Annotated in this window: 13 protein-coding genes; 8 read left to right on the forward strand and 5 right to left on the reverse strand. The window is 73.9% G+C overall.

Annotation, left to right across the window (positions count from 1 at the left end; genetic code table 11):
- Positions 1 to 105 precede the first annotated feature (105 nt).
- The 6 genes from scy (at position 106) to ACF068_RS00790 (ending at position 9,383) form a co-directional block, all read left to right on the forward strand.
- The gene (gene scy, locus ACF068_RS00765; RefSeq protein ID WP_392271980.1) at positions 106 to 4,161 is read left to right on the forward strand and encodes a polarized growth protein Scy; all 4,056 of its coding nucleotides are present in this window, start codon (positions 106 to 108) and stop codon (positions 4,159 to 4,161) included.
- Positions 4,162 to 4,276: 115 nt separating this feature from the next.
- Positions 4,277 to 5,215: a hypothetical protein gene (locus tag ACF068_RS00770; RefSeq protein WP_064071808.1), complete on the forward strand. Its 939-nt coding sequence runs from the start codon at positions 4,277 to 4,279 to the stop codon at positions 5,213 to 5,215.
- A gap of 214 nt (positions 5,216 to 5,429) precedes the next feature.
- The gene (locus tag ACF068_RS00775; RefSeq protein ID WP_392271981.1) at positions 5,430 to 6,365 is read left to right on the forward strand and encodes an ATP-binding cassette domain-containing protein; all 936 of its coding nucleotides are present in this window, start codon (positions 5,430 to 5,432) and stop codon (positions 6,363 to 6,365) included.
- Positions 6,366 to 6,367: 2 nt separating this feature from the next.
- Complete coding sequence (locus ACF068_RS00780) at positions 6,368 to 7,147, forward strand: ABC transporter permease (protein ID WP_392271982.1); 780 nt, start codon at positions 6,368 to 6,370, stop codon at positions 7,145 to 7,147.
- A 173-nt stretch (positions 7,148 to 7,320) separates the two neighbouring features.
- Entirely contained in the window at positions 7,321 to 8,577 is a 1,257-nt protein-coding gene (locus ACF068_RS00785; protein ID WP_392271983.1) for an ABC transporter ATP-binding protein, read from the forward strand.
- The gene (locus ACF068_RS00790) at positions 8,574 to 9,383 is read left to right on the forward strand and encodes an ABC transporter permease (RefSeq protein ID WP_392271984.1); all 810 of its coding nucleotides are present in this window, start codon (positions 8,574 to 8,576) and stop codon (positions 9,381 to 9,383) included. Before ACF068_RS00785 ends, ACF068_RS00790 begins: the two co-directional genes overlap by 4 nt.
- 12 nt (positions 9,384 to 9,395) lie before the next feature.
- Here ACF068_RS00790 and ACF068_RS00795 read toward each other — a convergent pair whose 3' ends face one another.
- A complete protein-coding gene (locus ACF068_RS00795; RefSeq protein WP_392271985.1) occupies positions 9,396 to 9,725 on the reverse strand; it encodes an ATP/GTP-binding protein in 330 nt (109 codons plus the stop codon).
- 192 nt (positions 9,726 to 9,917) lie between these two features.
- On the opposite strand from ACF068_RS00795, the gene ACF068_RS00800 reads away from it, so the two are divergent.
- The gene (locus ACF068_RS00800) at positions 9,918 to 10,952 is read left to right on the forward strand and encodes an LLM class flavin-dependent oxidoreductase (protein WP_392271986.1); all 1,035 of its coding nucleotides are present in this window, start codon (positions 9,918 to 9,920) and stop codon (positions 10,950 to 10,952) included.
- Positions 10,953 to 11,065: 113 nt separating this feature from the next.
- Here ACF068_RS00800 and ACF068_RS00805 read toward each other — a convergent pair whose 3' ends face one another.
- Complete coding sequence (locus ACF068_RS00805; RefSeq protein ID WP_064071815.1) at positions 11,066 to 11,458, reverse strand: SCO5389 family protein; 393 nt, start codon at positions 11,456 to 11,458, stop codon at positions 11,066 to 11,068.
- A 220-nt stretch (positions 11,459 to 11,678) separates the two neighbouring features.
- Here ACF068_RS00805 and nucS point away from each other — a divergent pair, with 220 nt between their 5' ends.
- A complete protein-coding gene (gene nucS / locus ACF068_RS00810; RefSeq protein WP_185923484.1) occupies positions 11,679 to 12,341 on the forward strand; it encodes an endonuclease NucS in 663 nt (220 codons plus the stop codon).
- A 136-nt stretch (positions 12,342 to 12,477) separates the two neighbouring features.
- Here the strand turns inward: nucS and ACF068_RS00815 are convergent, their stop codons facing one another.
- The 3 genes from ACF068_RS00815 to ACF068_RS00825 all read right to left on the reverse strand — a co-directional run bounded on the left by ACF068_RS00815 (position 12,478) and on the right by ACF068_RS00825 (position 17,002).
- The gene (locus tag ACF068_RS00815) at positions 12,478 to 15,354 is read right to left on the reverse strand and encodes an ATP-binding protein (protein WP_392271987.1); all 2,877 of its coding nucleotides are present in this window, start codon (positions 15,352 to 15,354) and stop codon (positions 12,478 to 12,480) included.
- A 296-nt stretch (positions 15,355 to 15,650) separates the two neighbouring features.
- Positions 15,651 to 15,974, reverse strand: coding sequence for an STAS domain-containing protein (locus ACF068_RS00820; RefSeq protein ID WP_031073773.1), 324 nt, complete (start codon positions 15,972 to 15,974; stop codon positions 15,651 to 15,653).
- A gap of 179 nt (positions 15,975 to 16,153) precedes the next feature.
- Positions 16,154 to 17,002 carry a 3-hydroxyacyl-CoA dehydrogenase family protein gene (locus tag ACF068_RS00825; protein WP_392271988.1) on the reverse strand — a complete coding sequence of 283 codons (849 nt, stop codon included), beginning with the start codon at positions 17,000 to 17,002 and terminating at the stop codon, positions 16,154 to 16,156.
- Positions 17,003 to 17,162 lie beyond the last annotated feature (160 nt).

A 17,162-nucleotide genomic window follows, 5' to 3' on the forward strand; every position in this document is an offset into this window, starting at 1 on the left:
CCGCGTCTCCGTCTGTGATCTGACACCATTCCCCGGGGGGCCGTTCGCCGGCGAACGGTGCTCGTACCAAGAGAGTTGCGACCAGGGGACGGATGGGACCGCGCAGTGCGGGGCTACGAACGCCAGGAGAGCCACCGGGCTGACGACCACCTTTCGCGGTTCGAGGCCGAGATGGACCGGCTGAAGACCGAGCGGGAGAAGGCCGTCCAGCACGCCGAGGACCTCGGTTACCAGGTCGAGGTGTTGCGCGCCAAGCTCCACGAGGCGCGCCGCACCATCGCGTCCCGTCCGGCGTACGACAACGCCGACATCGGCTACCAGGCCGAGCAGTTGCTGCGGAACGCCCAGGTCCAGGCCGACCAGCTCCGCTCGGACGCCGAGCGCGAGCTGCGCGAGGCGCGGGCCCAGACGCAGCGGATACTGCAGGAGCACGCCGAGCACCAGGCCCGCCTCCAGGCGGAGTTGCACGCCGAGGCGGTGCAGCGCCGCCAGCGGCTGGACCAGGAGCTCTCCGAGCGCCGCCAGACGGTCGAGGCGCACGTCAACGAGAACGTGGCGTGGGCCGAGCAGCTTCGCGCCCGCACCGAGGCGCAGGCCCGCCGGCTGATGGAGGAGTCCCGCGCGGAGGCCGAGCAGGCCCTGGCGGCCGCCCGCGCGGAGGCCACCCGGCTCGCCGAGGAGGCCCGCCGGCGCCTGGGCGCCGAGACGGAGACGGCCCGCGCGGAGGCCGAGGCGATCCTGCTGCGCGCCCGCAAGGACGCCGAGCGGCTGCTGAACGCCGCGTCCACCCAGGCGGCGGAGGCCACCAGCCACGCCGAGCAGCTCCGCAGCGCGACCACCGCGGAGTCGGACCAGGCGCGCCAGCAGGCGGCCGAGCTGAGCCGGGCCGCCGAGCAGCGGATGGCCGAGGCGGAGGAGCGGCTGCGCGAGGCCCGCGCGGAGGCCGACAAGGTCCTGGCGGAGGCCCGCGAGGCGGCGGGCAAGCGGCTGTCGAGCGCCGAGTCGGAGACCGAGCAGCGCACGCGTACCGCGAAGGCGGAGATCGCCCGGCTGGTCGCGGAGGCGACGAAGGAGTCCGAGGCCCTCAAGGCGGAGGCGGAGCAGGCGCTCGCCGATGCCCGCGCGGCAGCGGAGAAGCTGGTCGCGGAAGCCTCGGAGAAGGCCCGTACGGCGGCGGCGGAGGATTCGGCGGCGCAGCTCGCCAAGGCCGCCCGTACCGCCGAGGAGGTGCTGTCCAAGGCGTCGGTCGACGCCCAGGAGACCACCCGCAAGGCGTCCGAGGAGGCCGAGCGGATCCGCCGCGAGGCCGAGGCCGAGGCGGACCGGCTGCGTGCCGAGGCGCACGACACGGCCGAGCAGCTCAAGGGCGCCGCGAAGGACGACACCAAGGAGTACCGCGCCAAGACGGTCGAGCTCCAGGAGGAGGCGCGCCGGCTGCGCGGCGACGCCGAGCAGCTTCGGGCGGAGGCGATCTCCGAGGGCGAGCGGATCCGGGGCGAGGCCCGGCGCGAGGCGGTCCAGCAGATCGAGGAGGCGGCCAAGACCGCCGAGGAGCTGCTGACCAAGGCGAAGGCGGACGCGGACGAGCTGCGGACGTCCGCGACGGCCGAGAGCGAGCGGGTCCGCACCGAGGCCATCGAGCGGGCGACGGGCCTGCGCAGGCAGGCCGAGGAGACGCTGGAGCGCACCCGGGCGGAGGCCGAGCAGCTCCGTACGGAGGCGGATGAGCAGGCCGAGTCGGTGCGGGACGCGGCCGAGCGGGCCGCCGCCGCGCTGCGCGAGGAGGCCGAGCGGGGCATCGCGGCCCGGCAGGCGGAGGCCGCCGAGGAGCTGGCCCGGCTGCACACGGAGGCGGAGAGCCGCCTCGCGGCCGCCGAGCGGGCGCTGGCCGACGCGCGGGCGGAGGGCGAGCGGATCCGCCGCGAGGCGGCCGAGGAGACCGAGCGGCTGCGCACCGAGGCCGCCGACCGCATCCGTACGCTCCAGGCGCAGGCCGAGCAGGAGGCCGAGCGGCTGCGCACGGAGGCCGCGGCGGACGCGTCGACGGCCCGGGCGGAGGCGGAGAACGCGGCGGTACGGCTGCGTTCGGAGGCGGCCGCGGAGGCGGAGCGCCTCAAGTCGGAGGCGCTGGAGTCGGCCGACCGGATGCGGGCGGAGGCGCAGGCCGCCGCCGAGCGGGTCACGGCGGAGGCCGCCGAGGAGCTGGCCGCCGCGCAGGACGAGGCCAACCGGCGCCGCCGCGAGGCGGAGGAGACGCTGGGGGCCGCGCGCACGGAGGCGGACCAGGAGCGGGAGCGGGCCCGCGAGCAGAGCGAGGAGCTGCTGGCGTCGGCGCGCAAGCGCGTCGAGGAGGCGCAGACCGAGGCGCAGCGGCTGGTCGAGGAGGCGGACCGGCGGGCCACCGAGATGGTGTCGGCCGCCGAGCAGACCGCGCAGCAGGTGCGGGACGCGGTCGCCGGGCTGCACGAGCAGGCCGAGGAGGAGATCGCCGGGCTGCGGTCGGCGGCCGAGCACGCGGCGGAGCGCACGCGGGGCGAGGCGCAGGAGGAGGCGGACCGGGTCCGTTCCGACGCGTACGCGGAGCGGGAGCGGGCCGCGGAGGACGCGAGCCGGCTGCGCGAGCGGGCCCAGGAGGAGACCGAGGCGGCCAAGGCGCTCGCGGAGCGCACGATGGCGGACGCCATCGCGGAGTCGGAGCGGCTGAAGTCCGACACGGCCGAGTACGCGCAGCGGATGCGGACGGAGGCGTCGGACTCGCTCGCCTCGGCGGAGCAGGACGCGGCGCGCACCCGGGCGGAGGCGCGGGAGGACGCCAACCGCATCCGGTCGGAGGCGGCGGCGCAGGCGGACCGGCTGGTCGGCGAGGCGACGAGCGAGGCCGAGCGGATGACGGCCGAGGCCGCCGAGCTGCTGGCGACGGCGGAGCGGGACGCGGCGCGGCTGCTCGACGAGGCCGAGCAGGTCAAGGCGGAGGGCGAGGCGCAGGCCGAGGAGCTGCGGGCGGCCGCCCGGGCGGACGGCGAGCAGGTCCTGGACGAGGCGCGGAAGGCGGCCGACAAGCGGCGCGCGGACGCGGCGGCGCAGGCGGACCAGCTCATCGGCGAGGCCACGGGCGAGGCCGAGCGGATCGGCGCGGAGACCGCCGAGCGGGTCGAGCGGCTGGTGGCCGAGGCGACGGCGGAGGCCGAGCGACTGGTGGCCGAGGCGACCGGGGAGGCCGAGCGGCTGCGGGCCGAGGCCGCCGAGACGGTCGGTTCCGCGCAGCAGGCGGCGGAGCGGATCCGCACGGAGGCGGACCGGCTGCGCACGGAGTCGGAGGCGGCCGCCGAGCAGGTGCGGTCCGAGGCCCGGGCCGAGGCGGACCGGGTGGTCGACGAGGCGCGCGAGGCGGCGGCCAAGCGGCGGGCGGACGCGGCCGAGCAGGCCGACCAGCTCGTGGCCAAGGCGCGGGAGGAGGCGCTGCGGGCGACCGCGGAGGCGGAGTCGCAGGCCGACACGATGGTGGGCGCGGCCCGCAAGGAGGCCGAGCGGATCGTCGCCGAGGCCACCGTGGAGGGCAACGCGCTGGTGGAGAAGGCGCGTACGGACGCCGACGAGCTGCTGGTCGGGGCGCGGGGTGACGCCACGGCCATAAGGGAGCGGACGGAGGAGCTCCGCCGGCGTACGGAGGCGGAGATCGAGGAACTGCACGAGCGGGCCCGCCGGGAGAGCGCCGAGCAGATGAAGTCCGCGGGCGAGCGGGTCGACAAGCTGGTGAAGGCCGCGACCGAGCAGCGGGCCGAGGCGGAGGCCAAGGCCAAGGAGCTGCTGGCGAACGCGAATTCGGAGGCGAGCAAGGTCCGTATCTCGGCGGTGAAGAAGGCCGAGGGGCTGCTCAAGGAGGCGGAGCAGAAGAAGGCCAGCCTCACGCGCGAGGCGGAGAAGATCAAGGCGGACGCCGAGCGCGAGGCCGAGAAGATGATCTCCGAGGGCAAGCGGGAGCTGGAGGTGCTGGTGCGGCGCCGGGAGGACATCCAGGCCGAGATCTCCCGTGTCCAGGACGTGCTGGAGGCGTTGGAGTCTTTCGAAGCGCCTTCGGGGGGTACGAAGGAGGGCGGCGGGGTCAAGGCCACCGCGGCGGCAGGGGTTACCCGTTCGAGTGGCAAGTCAACCGACGAGTAAGCCACTCAAAAGGCTGGACATTCTCCAGTTTGAACGGGCATCCGCTCGAAGACACGCCGTGTGGACCCCTAGGATTCCCCCTAACACCTCACCGGTCTCATTCGACAGGAACCCCATGAGCGACACTTCCTCCCCCTTCGGCTTCGAGCTCGTGCGGCGTGGTTACGACCGCGGTCAGGTGGATGACCGCATTACCAAGCTCGTCGCCGACCGAGACAGTGCTCTGGCCCGAATCACCTCTCTGGAAAAGCGCATCGAGGAGCTCCACCTCGAGACGCAGAACGCCCAGGCCCAGGTCAGCGACGCCGAGCCGTCGTACGCCGGTCTCGGCGCCCGTGTCGAGAAGATCCTCCGCCTCGCCGAGGAGGAGGCGAAGGACCTGCGCGAGGAGGCCCGTCGCGCCGCCGAGCAGCACCGCGAGCTCGCCGAGTCGGCGGCCCAGCAGGTGCGCAACGACGCCGAGTCGTTCGCGGCGGAGCGCAAGGCGAAGGCCGAGGACGAGGGCGTCCGGATCGTCGAGAAGGCCCAGGGCGAGGCCAACTCGCTGCGCGCCGAGGCGCAGAAGGACGCGCAGTCCAAGCGGGAGGAGGCGGACGCGCTCTTCGAGGAGACCCGTGCGAAGGCCGCCCAGGCCGCCGCCGACTTCGAGACGAACCTCGCCAAGCGGCGGGAGCAGTCCGAGCGGGACCTGGCCTCGCGTCAGGCGAAGGCGGAGAAGCGTCTCGCCGAGATCGAGCACCGGGCGGAGCAGCTCCGGCTGGAGGCCGAGAAGCTGCGCACGGACGCGGAGCGCCGGGCCCGTCAGACGGTGGAGACGGCGCAGCGCCAGGCCGAGGACATCGTGGCGGACGCGAACGCCAAGGCGGATCGTATCCGCAGCGAATCGGAGCGCGAGCTGGCGGCGCTGACGAACCGTCGCGACTCGATCAACGCGCAGCTGACCAACGTCCGCGAGATGCTGGCGACGCTGACCGGTGCGGCCGTCGCCGCGGCCGGTTCCCCGGCGGACGACGAGCCGGTCTCGCGCGGCGTCCCGGCGCAGCAGACCCGCTAGTACGACGCCGGCGAGGTCCTGGCCGGCCCGAGGGGCCCCGTGGGATCCCCGCGCGCACGCCTTCCGGGGCGGTGCGCGCGGGGGCCTCACGGGGCCCTTCCGCGTGCGCCCGGCGCACTCCTCCCCGTGCGCTCCGGGGCACGCACCGGGCGCGGGAAAAGGGGGGCGTGCCGTTCCGGTGGCGGGGCCCCCGGCGCGCCCGTAGCGTGGACGGGTGATCGAGCTCGAGGACCTGACGAAGCGGTTCGGTACGAAGACGGCGGTCGACCACCTGTCCTTCCAGGTCCGTCCCGGTGTGGTGACGGGCTTTCTCGGCCCCAACGGCGCGGGCAAGTCGACCACGATGCGCATGGTGCTGGGGCTCGACCACCCGACCGACGGCATGGTCCGGATCGACGGCCGGCACTACCGGGAGCTCGACGAGCCGCTGAAGTACATCGGCGCGCTGCTGGAGGCGCGGGGGCTGCACGGCGGGCGCACCGCGTACAACAACCTGCTGTGCCTCGCGCAGTCCAACCGCATTCCGCGGCGGCGGGTCGCCGAGGTGCTGGAGCTGGTGGGACTGGCCGCGGTGGCCAGGAAGAAACCGAAAGGTTTTTCGATGGGTATGGGGCAGCGGCTGGGAATCGCCGCCGCTCTCCTGGGTGATCCACAAATCCTCATGTTCGATGAGCCCGTCAATGGTCTGGACCCCGAGGGAATTCACTGGATCCGTAATCTGATGAAGACGCTGGCGGGTGAGGGCCGGACGATCTTCGTTTCCAGTCATCTGATGAGCGAAATGGCCCTCACCGCCGATCACTTGATCGTCATCGGGCAGGGCCGGCTTCTCGCGGACACCTCCATGGCGGATTTCATCCAGCGGAACTCCCGCAGTTACGTCCGGCTGCGCTCCCCCGAGCCGGAGCGGCTGCGGGACGCGCTCCGGTCCGCCGGGCTGACGGCGGTCGATGCCGGGGACGGGGCGCTGGAGGTCGAGGACGCGTCGACCGAGCAGGTCGGGGAGCTGGCGGCCCGCCATGGGGTCACGCTGCACGAGCTGAGCGCCCAGCGGGCGTCGCTGGAGGAGGCGTTCATGCGGATGACGGCCGCGACGGTGGAGTACCACGCGCATGCGGGCACCGGGCCCCTGTGGTCCAGGGAGGTCTGACGATGGCGTCGGCCCCCGCGGTCCTCCGCTCGGAATGGACCAAGATCCGTACGGTCTCCTCGACCGTCTGGACCCTGGCCTCGGCGCTGGTCGTCACGGTCGCGATGGGAGCGGCGCTGTCCGCCCTGGTGCGGGAGACCTTCGACGAGATGACGGCTGTCGAGCGGGCCACCTTCGACCCCACGGTGGTCAGCTTCTCCGGCATGCTGCTGGGCCAGCTCGCGATGGTGGTGTACGGCGTCCTCGTGGTCGGCACCGAGTACAGCACGGGGATGATCCGTACGTCGCTGGCCGCCGTACCGCGCCGGGCGACGTTCCTCTTCAGCAAGATCGCGGTGGCCGGGGCCCTGGCCCTGGCGGTGGGACTGGCGACCGGCTTCCTGTCCTTCTTCCTCGGCCAGGCGCTGCTCGGCGACCTCCGCACCACCATCGGCGAGCCGAACGTGCTGCGCGCGGTGGTCGGCGGCGGGCTCTACATGGGCCTGATGGCGGTGTTCTCCATGGGCGTGGCGGCCATGCTGCGCTCGACGGTGCTGTCGCTCGGCATCCTGGTGCCGTTCTTCTTCCTCGTCTCGCAGATCCTGTCGAACGTCCCGAAGGCGAAGGAGGTCGCCGAGTACTTTCCCGACCAGGCGGGCTCCACGATCATGCAGGTGGTCCCCGGCGCGCTGGGCAGCGACCCGGCCCCGTACAGCCCGTGGGGCGGCATGGGCATCATGGCCCTCTGGGTGGCGGCGGCCCTCGCGGGCGGCCACCTGGTGCTGAAGCGGCGGGACGCCTAGGGACGCCCAGGGGTCCGTGTTCCTTCCCGGCTCGGTCCCGCCCCCGACCCGCCCCCTTCCTCTCCGGCCTCGGCGGAACCGTCAAGGGGCGGATACGCTCTTACCTCTTACGGGGGTCCTGCGTCAGCGTGCCGCGGGCCCGACGACGTGACATCTGTCGATGGGGCTGGAGAATGATCGAGGCAGTCGGCCTGACGAAGCGCTACGGCGCCAAGACGGCCGTGTACAACCTTTCCTTCCAGGTGAGGCCGGGTACCGTCACCGGTTTCCTGGGGCCGAACGGCTCCGGCAAGTCGACGACGATGCGCATGATCCTCGGACTGGACCGGCCGACGTCGGGGCACGTGACCATCGGTGGCCACCCGTTCCGGCAGCTACCGAACGCGCCGCGGCAGGTCGGGGCGCTGCTGGACGCCAAGGCGGTGCACGGCGGCCGCAGCGCGCGCAACCACCTGCTGTCGCTGGCCCAGCTCGCCGGCATCCCCGCCCGCCGGGTGGACGAGGTGCTCGGGGTGGTCGGCCTCCAGGACGTGGCCCGCAAGCGGTCCAAGGGGTTCTCGCTCGGCATGGGTCAGCGGCTCGGCATCGCGGCCGCCCTGCTGGGCGACCCGCAGGTGCTGCTGTTCGACGAGCCGGTCAACGGCCTGGACCCCGAGGGCATCCTCTGGGTGCGCAACCTGATGAAGGCGCTGGCCGCCGAGGGGCGTACGGTCTTCGTCTCCTCGCACCTGATGAGCGAGATGGCCGTCACCGCCGAGCACCTGATCGTCATCGGGCGCGGCCAGCTTCTGGCCGACATGAGCGTCAAGGACTTCATCTCCGCCAACTCCGCGGACTTCGCCCGGGTGCGCACGCCGCACACCGAGCCGGCACAGCGGGAGAAGCTGGTGGGCGTGCTCGCCGAGGCCGGCGGGCAGGTTCTGTCCGAGCCGGACGGCGCGCTGCGCGTGACCGGGCTGCCGCTGCCGCGCATCAGCGACCTGGCGCACGACGCGGACGTACGCCTGTGGGAGCTGTCGCCGCACCAGGCCTCGCTGGAGGAGGCGTACATGCGCCTGACCCAGGGTGCCGTGGACTACCGGTCGACGACCGACCAGCGGGCCGGGCTGATGCAGCAGCCGGACCCGATGGGCTACGCGCCGCCGCAGCCGGTCGTCCCCGAGGTCCCGCAGCAGGGCTGGTACGCCCCGCCGCCGCCCGGGCAGAACCCGTACGCGGGCGGACCGCAGCAGGGCGGGCCCCAGCCGGGCGCGCAGCCCGCGCAGCCGTACCAGGCCGCGCCCGCCGCCCCGGCCGCGCCCGCCGCGCCGCCCGTGCAGGCCCCCGCCGCACCGCCCGCGCCCGCCGCGCCGCCCGTGCAGGCCCCCGCCGCACCGCCCGCGCCCGCCGCGGCCCCCGCAGACCTGAGCAAGAGCGAGGACGCCCGATGACCACCGCCCCCTACCAGCAGCAGTACACCTCACCGATCCCGGTGCGCCGCGCCCACCTCGGGGACGCGCTCGCCTCGGAATGGACCAAGATCCGCTCGGTCCGCTCCACCATGTGGACGCTGGGCGTCATGATCCTGCTCATGGTGGGCGTCGGCCTGCTCGCCATCGTGGCGATCAACGCCACCGATGCCGACATGGGCGAGGAGCCGGTCCTGGCACTGGGCTTCAACGGGGTGCTGCTCGGCTCCATCTGCGTGGTCACGCTGGGCGTGCTGACCATCTCGTCCGAGTACGGCACCGGCATGATCCGTACGACGCTGACCGCCTGCCCCAGCCGCAGCCGCGTCCTGGCCGCCAAGGCCATCGTCTTCTTCCTGCTGACGCTCGTCGTCACGTCGGTCACCGCCGCCCTGGTCGCCGTCATGCAGACCGCGATGGTGGACGGTGGCACCGCGACCGGGGAGGAGTGGCTCCGCGCGACGGTCGGCGCGGGCCTGTTCACCGCGGTCCTCGGGCTGCTGGCGCTCGCCCTGGGGGCGCTCGTCCGGCACTCCGCCGGGGCGATCACCATCATGATCGGTGTGATGCTGCTGCCACTGGTGGCCGCGATGTTCATGGCCTCGCTGCCGGAGGTGCGCGAGTTCCTGTTCCAGTACTCGATCCCGAGCCTGCTCATCGCCTTCTACAGCGACACGGGTCTCATCGACGGCGGCCCGCACGGCTGGACGCCGCTGTGGATCCTGAGCGCCGTGACCGCCGTGGCGCTGGCCGGGGCCTTCCTCGCCACGGAGAAGCGCGACGTCTGACGGGGCCGCCCGTCAGTGACGGGGCGCGTTGCGGGACCGCTGCACCCGGGTGGTGCGGCGGTCCTTCGCGCTCCAGCACGCCTTGTGCCAGTGCCGCCGGTCGTCCACGCCGCCGTACTCGGGCCAGGCCACCACGTGCGGGAGGCTCGCCGGGATCTCCTGGTCGCAGCCCGGGCAGCGGTAGCGCTTGCCCGCGGCGCTCGCGCCCGCGACGTGCCGGACCGACCAGTCCTCGTCCTGCCACGACTCGGTGCGCTGGAAACCCCCGTACCGGTCGCCCGAACCGCCGCTGGTCTCGTTCGGCTTCTCGCCGCCACGGGGGCGGTTACGGCGCGGGGACACGGAACACCTCGCTGGGGCAGACACGGACTGGTGCCGTCCAGCCTAAGGGCCGCGACTGTGGGTACTCGCCCGGTCCGGTTCGAGTTACCGGAAAATCGCAACAACTTGCCGCCGGGCCGTTGCCTTTGGCACCTGCCAGACGTTGTTGCCAGTGAGGGGAGCCGCGTCGGCCGGTCAAGGAGGCATAAGGCGATGCGTGTGGGAACTTTTGTACTGGCGGCCCAGTTTCCCGGCCAGGGCCACGGGGAGGCGTTGCACCGCGCGGTGCGGTCGGCGGAGGTCGCCGAGGAGGCGGGACTGGACTCGGTATGGCTGGCCGAGCACCACTTCGTACCGTACGGCGTCTGTCCCTCCGCCGTGACGCTCGCCGCGCTGCTGCTCGGCCGCACACGGCGCATCCGGGTGGGGACGGCCGTCAGCGTGCTGCCGACGACCCATCCGGTCGCGCTCGCGGAGCAGACGGCGCTGCTGCACCTCACCTCCGGCGGGCGGTTCACGCTGGGCGTGGGGCGGGGCGGGCCGTGGGTCGACCTGGAGGTGTTCGGCTCCGGCCTCGCGGCGTACGAGTCGGGCTTCCCGGAGGCGCTGGATCTGCTGCTGCGCTGGCTGCGGGAGCCGCGGGTCTCGTCGGAGGGGCCGCGCCACCGGTTCCGCGAGGTCGCCGTCGTCCCGCGGCCGCAGGAGCTCATCGACGGGGACCCGGTGCCGGAGACGATCGTCGCCTGCACCTCACCGCGGAGCGTGCGGCTCGCCGCCGGGCGGTGCCTGCCGATGCTGCTCGGGATGCACTGCGACGACGAGGAGAAGGCGGACGTGGTCGCGCTGTGGCGGCGGGAGGCGCTGGCCGCCGGGCACAGCCCCGACGCGGTGGCGCGGGCGGCCGCCGGGCATGTGTCGGCGGGCGTCGCGCAGATCGCGGACCGCACGGCGGACGCGGTGGAGACGCTGGTCAAGGCGATGCCCGGGTGGCTCAAGCAGGGGCTGGACGCCCATGTGACCGTCGACGGCCGGCGCCGGACCATGCGCGACCCCGTGGCGTACACCGAACTGCTGTGCCGGCTGCATCCGGTGGGCTCCCCGAGGGTGGCCGCGGACCGGCTGGCGGCGACCTCGGAGCGTACGGGCATCACGCGCTTCGCCCTGCTCGTGGAGGGCTCCGGCGATGTCGCCGCCACGGAGGAGAACGTCCGGCGACTGGGCGCGGAGGTCGTGCCCCGGCTCGGCTGAGGACTCCATGCCGCCGCCCCCGCACCAGTCGCACCTCCCGCGATGCGGAGCGGCAGCACTGGGGCGTGTCTTTCGGATCGTCTGGGGGCTGATCCAAAAGACACGCTCGGGCGTCAGCAGTCGCGCAGGGTCGGCGACTGGTTCAGCAGTTGGGCTCGTACGGAGGTGAAGCGGGCGAGCCGCTCGTCGACCGAGGAGTCCAGCGGGAACACCGCGACGCGGTGGCAGTTCTGGAATGCCAGACGCACACCGAAGTGCCGCTGGAGCGCACCCCGGATCGCGTCACTCGCCAGCGCGCGCAGAAGCTGTCCGCGCGCCTGCTCGTCCGGCGGCGGCGTCTGGTTGTCGGCGAACGCACCGCCGTCCACCTTCAGCTGGGCCACCAGTGAGCTGATCATCTCCCACGCGTAGGGCAGGGAGGTCCGGACGCAGTCGACGAAGTCGGCTTCGTCGACCTCGCCTCGCTCGGCCTGTTCCAACAGCGCCGGTGAGACGTCGAGCGACATGGGTTCTCCTCTCGCGACCCCGGTCACCGGGGTCTTACGGGCAGGGAAGGAGGACGCCCCCCGCACGCAACGCAGCGTGCACGAGCGACAACCTCCCGCTTCCACGGTAAGCGCGCTGTCCGGACCGCACCAGGAGATTGGGTGGACAACCGGCCACGGGTGAACGGGAGTTTAGGACCGAATCGCGCGGAAGAGCGTGTGTCTTGTAGCGTTGCCGACCATGCGTCTCGTCATCGCCCGCTGCTCCGTGGACTACGCGGGCCGGCTCACCGCCCACCTGCCCTCCGCACCCCGTCTGATCCTGGTCAAGGCCGACGGCAGCGTGTCCATCCACGCCGACGACCGGGCGTACAAACCGCTCAATTGGATGTCGCCGCCGTGCACCCTCAAGGAGGGCGATGACCGTGTGTGGACGGTCGTGAACAAAGCGGGCGAGAAACTGATCATCACGATGGAGGAAATCCTCCATGACTCGTCGCACGAGCTCGGGGTGGATCCCGGCCTCATCAAGGACGGCGTGGAAGCGCACCTCCAGGAGCTGCTCGCCGACCGGATCGAGACACTGGGCGACGGGTACACGCTGATCCGCCGCGAGTACCCGACCGCCATCGGGCCGGTCGACATCCTGTGCCGCGACGCCGACGGCACGACCGTGGCCGTGGAGATCAAGCGGCGCGGCGAGATCGACGGCGTGGAGCAGCTCACCCGCTATCTGGAGCTGCTGAACCGCGACCCGCACCTCGCGCCGGTGAAGGGCGTCTTCGCCGCCCAGGAGATCAAGCCCCAGGCGCGGGTGCTGGCGACGGACCGCGGCATCGGCTGCGTGGTGCTGGACTACGACGCGCTGCGTGGCATCGAGGACGACAAGCTGCGGCTGTTCTGAGCCGTCCCCCGGTCCGGGTCCTCACTTCCCCGGACCGTCGTACGCTGCCCCGCCGTCGTACCTTCTCGGCCGTCGTACGCCCTCGCGGGTACGGCCACGGCCCCGGGACGTCACCGTCCCGGGGCCGTGTCATGTCTCAGGCCGACGTACCGCTCGGCGAGGGGCCGCCGCTCGTGGCGGGCGCGCTCTGGGTGGCGCCGCCGGCGCCGCCGGTGGTCTCCGTGCCGCCGCCGCTGGTGCCGCCGCCGGCCCCGCCGGTGGTGTCCGTCCCTCCGGTGTCGGTGCCGCCCGTGGTGTCCGTCCCTCCGGTGTCGGTGCCGCCCGTGGTGTCCGTGCCACCGGTGGTGTCGGTGCCGCCGGTGGTGTCCGTACCGCCGGTGGTGTCGGTGCCGCCCGTCGTCGGGGAGGAACTGCCGCCGGTCGTGGGCGAGCCGCTGCCGCCCGTGGTGGGCGAGGACGTGCCGCCGGTCGTCGGGGAGCCGGTGCCGCCCGTGGTCGGGGAGCTGCTGCCACCGGTGGTGGTGGAGCTGCCGCCCGTCGTCGGGGAGGGGCTGCCGCCCGTGGTCGTCCCGCTCGTGGCGGACGGGTCGCCCGACGGGGTCGGGGTGCCGCTCTCGCCGGGGCCCGAGGTTCCGGGCGCGCCGGAGGTGCCGGAGCCCGAGCCGTACCCTCCGGTGCCGTCGCCGGTGCCGTCGCCGGGGTCGCGGGTGGAGCCCTGGTCCGGCTCGTCCGCGTCGGGGCCGCCGCTGCCGCCGTCCCCGTCGGCCGGCCGGTCGGAGGTGACGCGGCCCGGCCCGCCCTTGCCGTCCTCGGCGCCGCCGGAGGTCGCGCCCAGGGTCACCACGGTGCCGAGCACGGCCGCGAGGACCGCGCCCGCCCCGGCCGCGACCAGGTTGCGCCGGGCGCCCTTCAGGATGGTGCGCCGCGCGGTCCCCCCGGCCGCCCGGGCCGGCGGGTCCTGGCGGCCGGCGGCCGCCCCGGTCCCACCGCCGCCGGGCCCGGACACCGCGTCCGCACCCGGCCCCGCGGCCGGACCCGCCGGACCCGCCTGCCCCGCGGCGACCGGACCGCTCGTGCCCACCGGCCCGCCGGCGCCCGCCGCGGCGCCCGCGCCCACCGCACCGCCGAGGGCCGCGGGTACGCCCCCGGACGGGGACGCCGACTCGTCGGACCGCGCCGCGGGCACCTCCTCGCCCGCCGCCGTCCGGCCACCCGGCAGCGCCCCGCGCTCCCGGTCCGCGACGAGGGCCAGGGCCCGCCGGCCGGCCACCGTGCCGCGCTTGTCGGCGAGGGCGCCGCGCATGGCGATGGACGCCTCCAGCTCGGCGCGCGCCCGGTCCAGGTTCCCGGCGCACAGCGCGAGGACGCCCAACTCGTGGTGGAAGTAGGCCTCCTCGGCCACCTCCCCGGCGTGCCGGGCGGCCTCCGCTCCGGTGCGCAGCGCCCGTTCCCAGGCGCCCCAGTGCAGTCCGGCCGCGAAGGCGGGTGCCGCGCTGCGGGCCAGGACGACCGCGGAGGCGGCGTAGCCGTCCTCGTCCTCCTCCTCGGCGGAGGGTTCGGGGGCGGAGGACGCCGGGGAGCCGGAGCCGCCGAAGACCCCGGGGACGTCCGGTCCGGCGGCCGCGGTGGCGGGCCCGCCCGCGTCCGCGGCGGCCTGGACCGTGGCCGTCAGCGCGGCCAGTACGGCGTCCGCCTCGGCGACCGCCCGCTCGGGGCTGACCGACGGGTGGCCGACCCACCAGGCGTAGTGCTGGGCGGCGGTGTGGGCCCGGTCGGCGGCGCCCTCGTCGTACCCCTTGGCGACGAGCTGCGCCATCACCCCGGCGGCGAGCCGGTAGCGGGTGCCGACCGGGCTGAGCAGTCCGCAGCGCAGCAGCTCGCCGATGGCGGCGTCCGCGTGCGTGTCGTTGACCAGCGCCGGCAGGTGCGCCTGGTGCGGGACCTCGCCGCCGAGCGCGACCGCGAAGCGCAGGGTCTCGCGGGCCGGCTCGGAGAGCCGGGAGGCGAGCAGCGGGGCGGGGGCGGCGGCGTCGCCGAGCGGCGGCAGAGGCGCCTCGCGGTGGTCGGCGAAGACATCGTCCTCGTCCTCGTCGCCCGAGGGCGCGGTGCGCAGGTCGTCGCGCTGCTTGAGCAGGGCGCCGGCCTGGACGAAGCGCAGCGGGAGGCCTTCGGACTCGAACCAGAGGTCACCGGCCCAGTTGGCCTCGTCGTCGGTGAGCGGCCGGTCGACGCAGCGCTCCAGCAGCTCCAGCGCGGAGCCGCGGTCCAGCCCGGAGAGGAACACCTCTTCGAGGTGGGAGTCGGGCGAGGGCGCGGCGACGTCGGGCGTGGCGGCGAGCAGGAAGGCGCACTCGGGGGTGGCCTCGAGGAGTTCGTCCAGCGCGGCGCCGCCGAACTCGAGGTCGTCCAGGACGACGACCGCGCCGATGTCGTGGACCGCCGCGCGCAGGCCGGCGCGGTCGGGGCGGGTGGCGGGTGCGCGGTGGACGGTGGCGTACAGCTCGTGCAGCAGCTCGGTGGGCGTGCGGTGGTGGCCGGAGAGCCGGACCACGCCGTCGGGCGCGAGCTCCGCGCAGTCGGCGGCGACGGCGTCGAGCAGCGCGGTGCGCCCGGAGCCGGACGGGCCGGTGAGCCGCACGGAGCGGCCGCGGGAGAGCAGCCGGACCAGCCGCTCACGCTGCTCCTGGCGTTCCAGGAGGGGCAGGGGCGGGGCGGCGGGACCGGGGGGCACGGGCGGGCCGGACGCGCGGGCCAGGTCGGCGCGCTCCTCGGGGGTGTGGCGGCCGGGGGCCTCGGGCCGGCGCCCGGGCGGGCAGGGCTCGATCTCGCTGCCGTCTATGGGGTTGACGGTGAGCAGGAGGTCGCCCGAGACGAGCTGGGCGGTGCGGGCGGGACCCGGCGGGGTGCCGCCCTGCCCGTACGCGGGTGTGGGGCCGCCGTCGCGTGTGGTGCGAGGGCGGCCGTCGCGGTCGTCGTGGCCGACGTCTTTTGGTCCCCGGTGGATCGGGTCCATGGTGTAAGCCCCCAAAAGCATGGTGCGCGGAAAAGCCCCTCCCGGCCTTTCTGCACGCCCGCTGTCGCTTCTGGTCCGGTGCCCGCCGGGTGGGTCCGTCAAGGGCGGGCGACCGAACCCTAGACGTTCGCTCAGTATGGATGAAGAGCCGGGGTGGCACGGCGCCCGGGACGTCACGGTCTTGTGAGGATTGGGCGCCTGGTGCGGGTTCGGCGGGCCCCGTGCCGTCGGGGAGTGTCCGGCGGGGCCGGCGGCGGCCGGGCGTCGCGGCCCGGGCGCGGCCCGCCGGACGGGGACTACACGCGGGGCAACGTTTCGGCGGCGATGCCGCCCTCGATGGCGAGGATGCGGTGCAGCCGGGTGGCCACCAGCAGGCGCTGCATCTGGGGCGGTACGCCCCGCAGCACCAGCCGGCGGCCGCAACGGCCCGCTCGCCGGTGGGCGCCCATGATGACCCCGAGACCCGTGGCGTCCCAGGAGTCGAGGCCGGTCAGGTCGAGCACCAGGTCGCCGGCTCCGTCGTCGACGGCCGAGTGCAGGACCGTACGGGCGTCCGCCGCGCTGCGGACGTCGAGGCGGCCCCCGACGACCAGCTCGGCGTGGTCGCCCCTGATGTGCATATGCGCTCCCCGAGAGTGCGTTGCCGTCGCGTTGTCGTCGCGTCTTTCGTCGTCACGTACTTCGTCGTCACGTACTTCTATGCATCAACTGACTGCCTGACCGGCGGACCAGTTGCGCCTTGTAAGCGAACCGATACCGAATTCACCCCGAGGGGTGATGGTGGAACGGTCGAAACGGCTCAGTGCTTGTAGAAGCCCTGCCCGCTCTTGCGGCCGATGTCACCCGCGTCCACCATCCGGCGCATCAGCTCCGGCGGCGCGAACTTCTCGTCCTGGGACTCGGTGTAGATGTTGCTGGTGGCGTGGAGCAGGATGTCCACGCCGGTGAGGTCGGCGGTCGCGAGCGGGCCCATGGCGTGGCCGAAGCCCAGCTTGCAGGCGACGTCGATGTCCTCGGCGGAGGCGACGCCCGATTCGTACAGCTTCGCCGCTTCGACGACCAGGGCGGAGATGAGACGGGTCGTCACGAATCCGGCGACGTCGCGGTTGACGACGATGCAGGTCTTGCCGACCGACTCGGCGAACTCCCGCGCGGTGGCGAGGGTTTCGTCGCTCGTCTTGTAGCCGCGCACCAGTTCGCAGAGCTGCATCATCGGGACCGGCGAGAAGAAGTGGGCGCCGACGACGCGCTCCGGGCGCTCCGTCACGGCCGCGATCTTGGTGATCGGGATGGCGGAGGTGTTGGAGGCGAGGACGGTGTCGTCGCGTACGAGCTTGTCGAGCGTACGGAAGATCTCGTGCTTGACCTCGAGCTTCTCGAAGACGGCCTCGACGACGACATCGGCGTCGGCGGCCGCGTCCAGGTCGGTCGTCGTGGTGATGCGGGCCAAGGCGGCCTCGGCGTCGGCGGCTTCGAGCTTGCCCTTGGCGACGAACTTGTCGTACGAGGCCTTGATGCCGTCGGTGCCGCGGGTCAGGGCCGCGTCGGTGACGTCACGCAGCACGACCTCCCAGCCCGCCTGGGCCGAGACCTGCGCGATTCCGGACCCCATGAGTCCGGCCCCGATGACGGCGAGCTTCCTGGCCACGATCTTCCCCTTAACACCCGTTTACGTATCGGTTCTTCGCGGAGGTTAGCGGGCGCGCGCGGCCGTGTGGCGCCGAAGAGATGCGCGTCACGTCTCAGATGACGGACATCACACCGGTACGGGCGGTGGGGTGAGCCCGGCGGGGCGGCGGGGCCGTGAG

Origin of the sequence: Streptomyces sp. NPDC016309 (genome assembly GCF_043077235.1) — a bacterium.
Taxonomy (GTDB): domain Bacteria; phylum Actinomycetota; class Actinomycetes; order Streptomycetales; family Streptomycetaceae; genus Streptomyces.

What these genes read in the sequence shown, in the direction of transcription:
- ACF068_RS00820 (WP_031073773.1), bottom strand. Translation starts at nt 15,974, where the DNA reads ATGCACATCAGGGGCGACCACGCCGAGCTGGTCGTCGGGGGCCGCCTC.
- ACF068_RS00780 (WP_392271982.1), top strand. Translation starts at nt 6,368, where the DNA reads ATGGCGTCGGCCCCCGCGGTCCTCCGCTCGGAATGGACCAAGATCCGT.
- ACF068_RS00770 (WP_064071808.1), top strand. Translation starts at nt 4,277, where the DNA reads ATGAGCGACACTTCCTCCCCCTTCGGCTTCGAGCTCGTGCGGCGTGGT.
- ACF068_RS00790 (WP_392271984.1), top strand. Translation starts at nt 8,574, where the DNA reads ATGACCACCGCCCCCTACCAGCAGCAGTACACCTCACCGATCCCGGTG.
- ACF068_RS00800 (WP_392271986.1), top strand. Translation starts at nt 9,918, where the DNA reads ATGCGTGTGGGAACTTTTGTACTGGCGGCCCAGTTTCCCGGCCAGGGC.
- ACF068_RS00815 (WP_392271987.1), bottom strand. Translation starts at nt 15,354, where the DNA reads ATGGACCCGATCCACCGGGGACCAAAAGACGTCGGCCACGACGACCGC.
- ACF068_RS00805 (WP_064071815.1), bottom strand. Translation starts at nt 11,458, where the DNA reads ATGTCGCTCGACGTCTCACCGGCGCTGTTGGAACAGGCCGAGCGAGGC.
- ACF068_RS00785 (WP_392271983.1), top strand. Translation starts at nt 7,321, where the DNA reads ATGATCGAGGCAGTCGGCCTGACGAAGCGCTACGGCGCCAAGACGGCC.
- nucS (WP_185923484.1), top strand. Translation starts at nt 11,679, where the DNA reads ATGCGTCTCGTCATCGCCCGCTGCTCCGTGGACTACGCGGGCCGGCTC.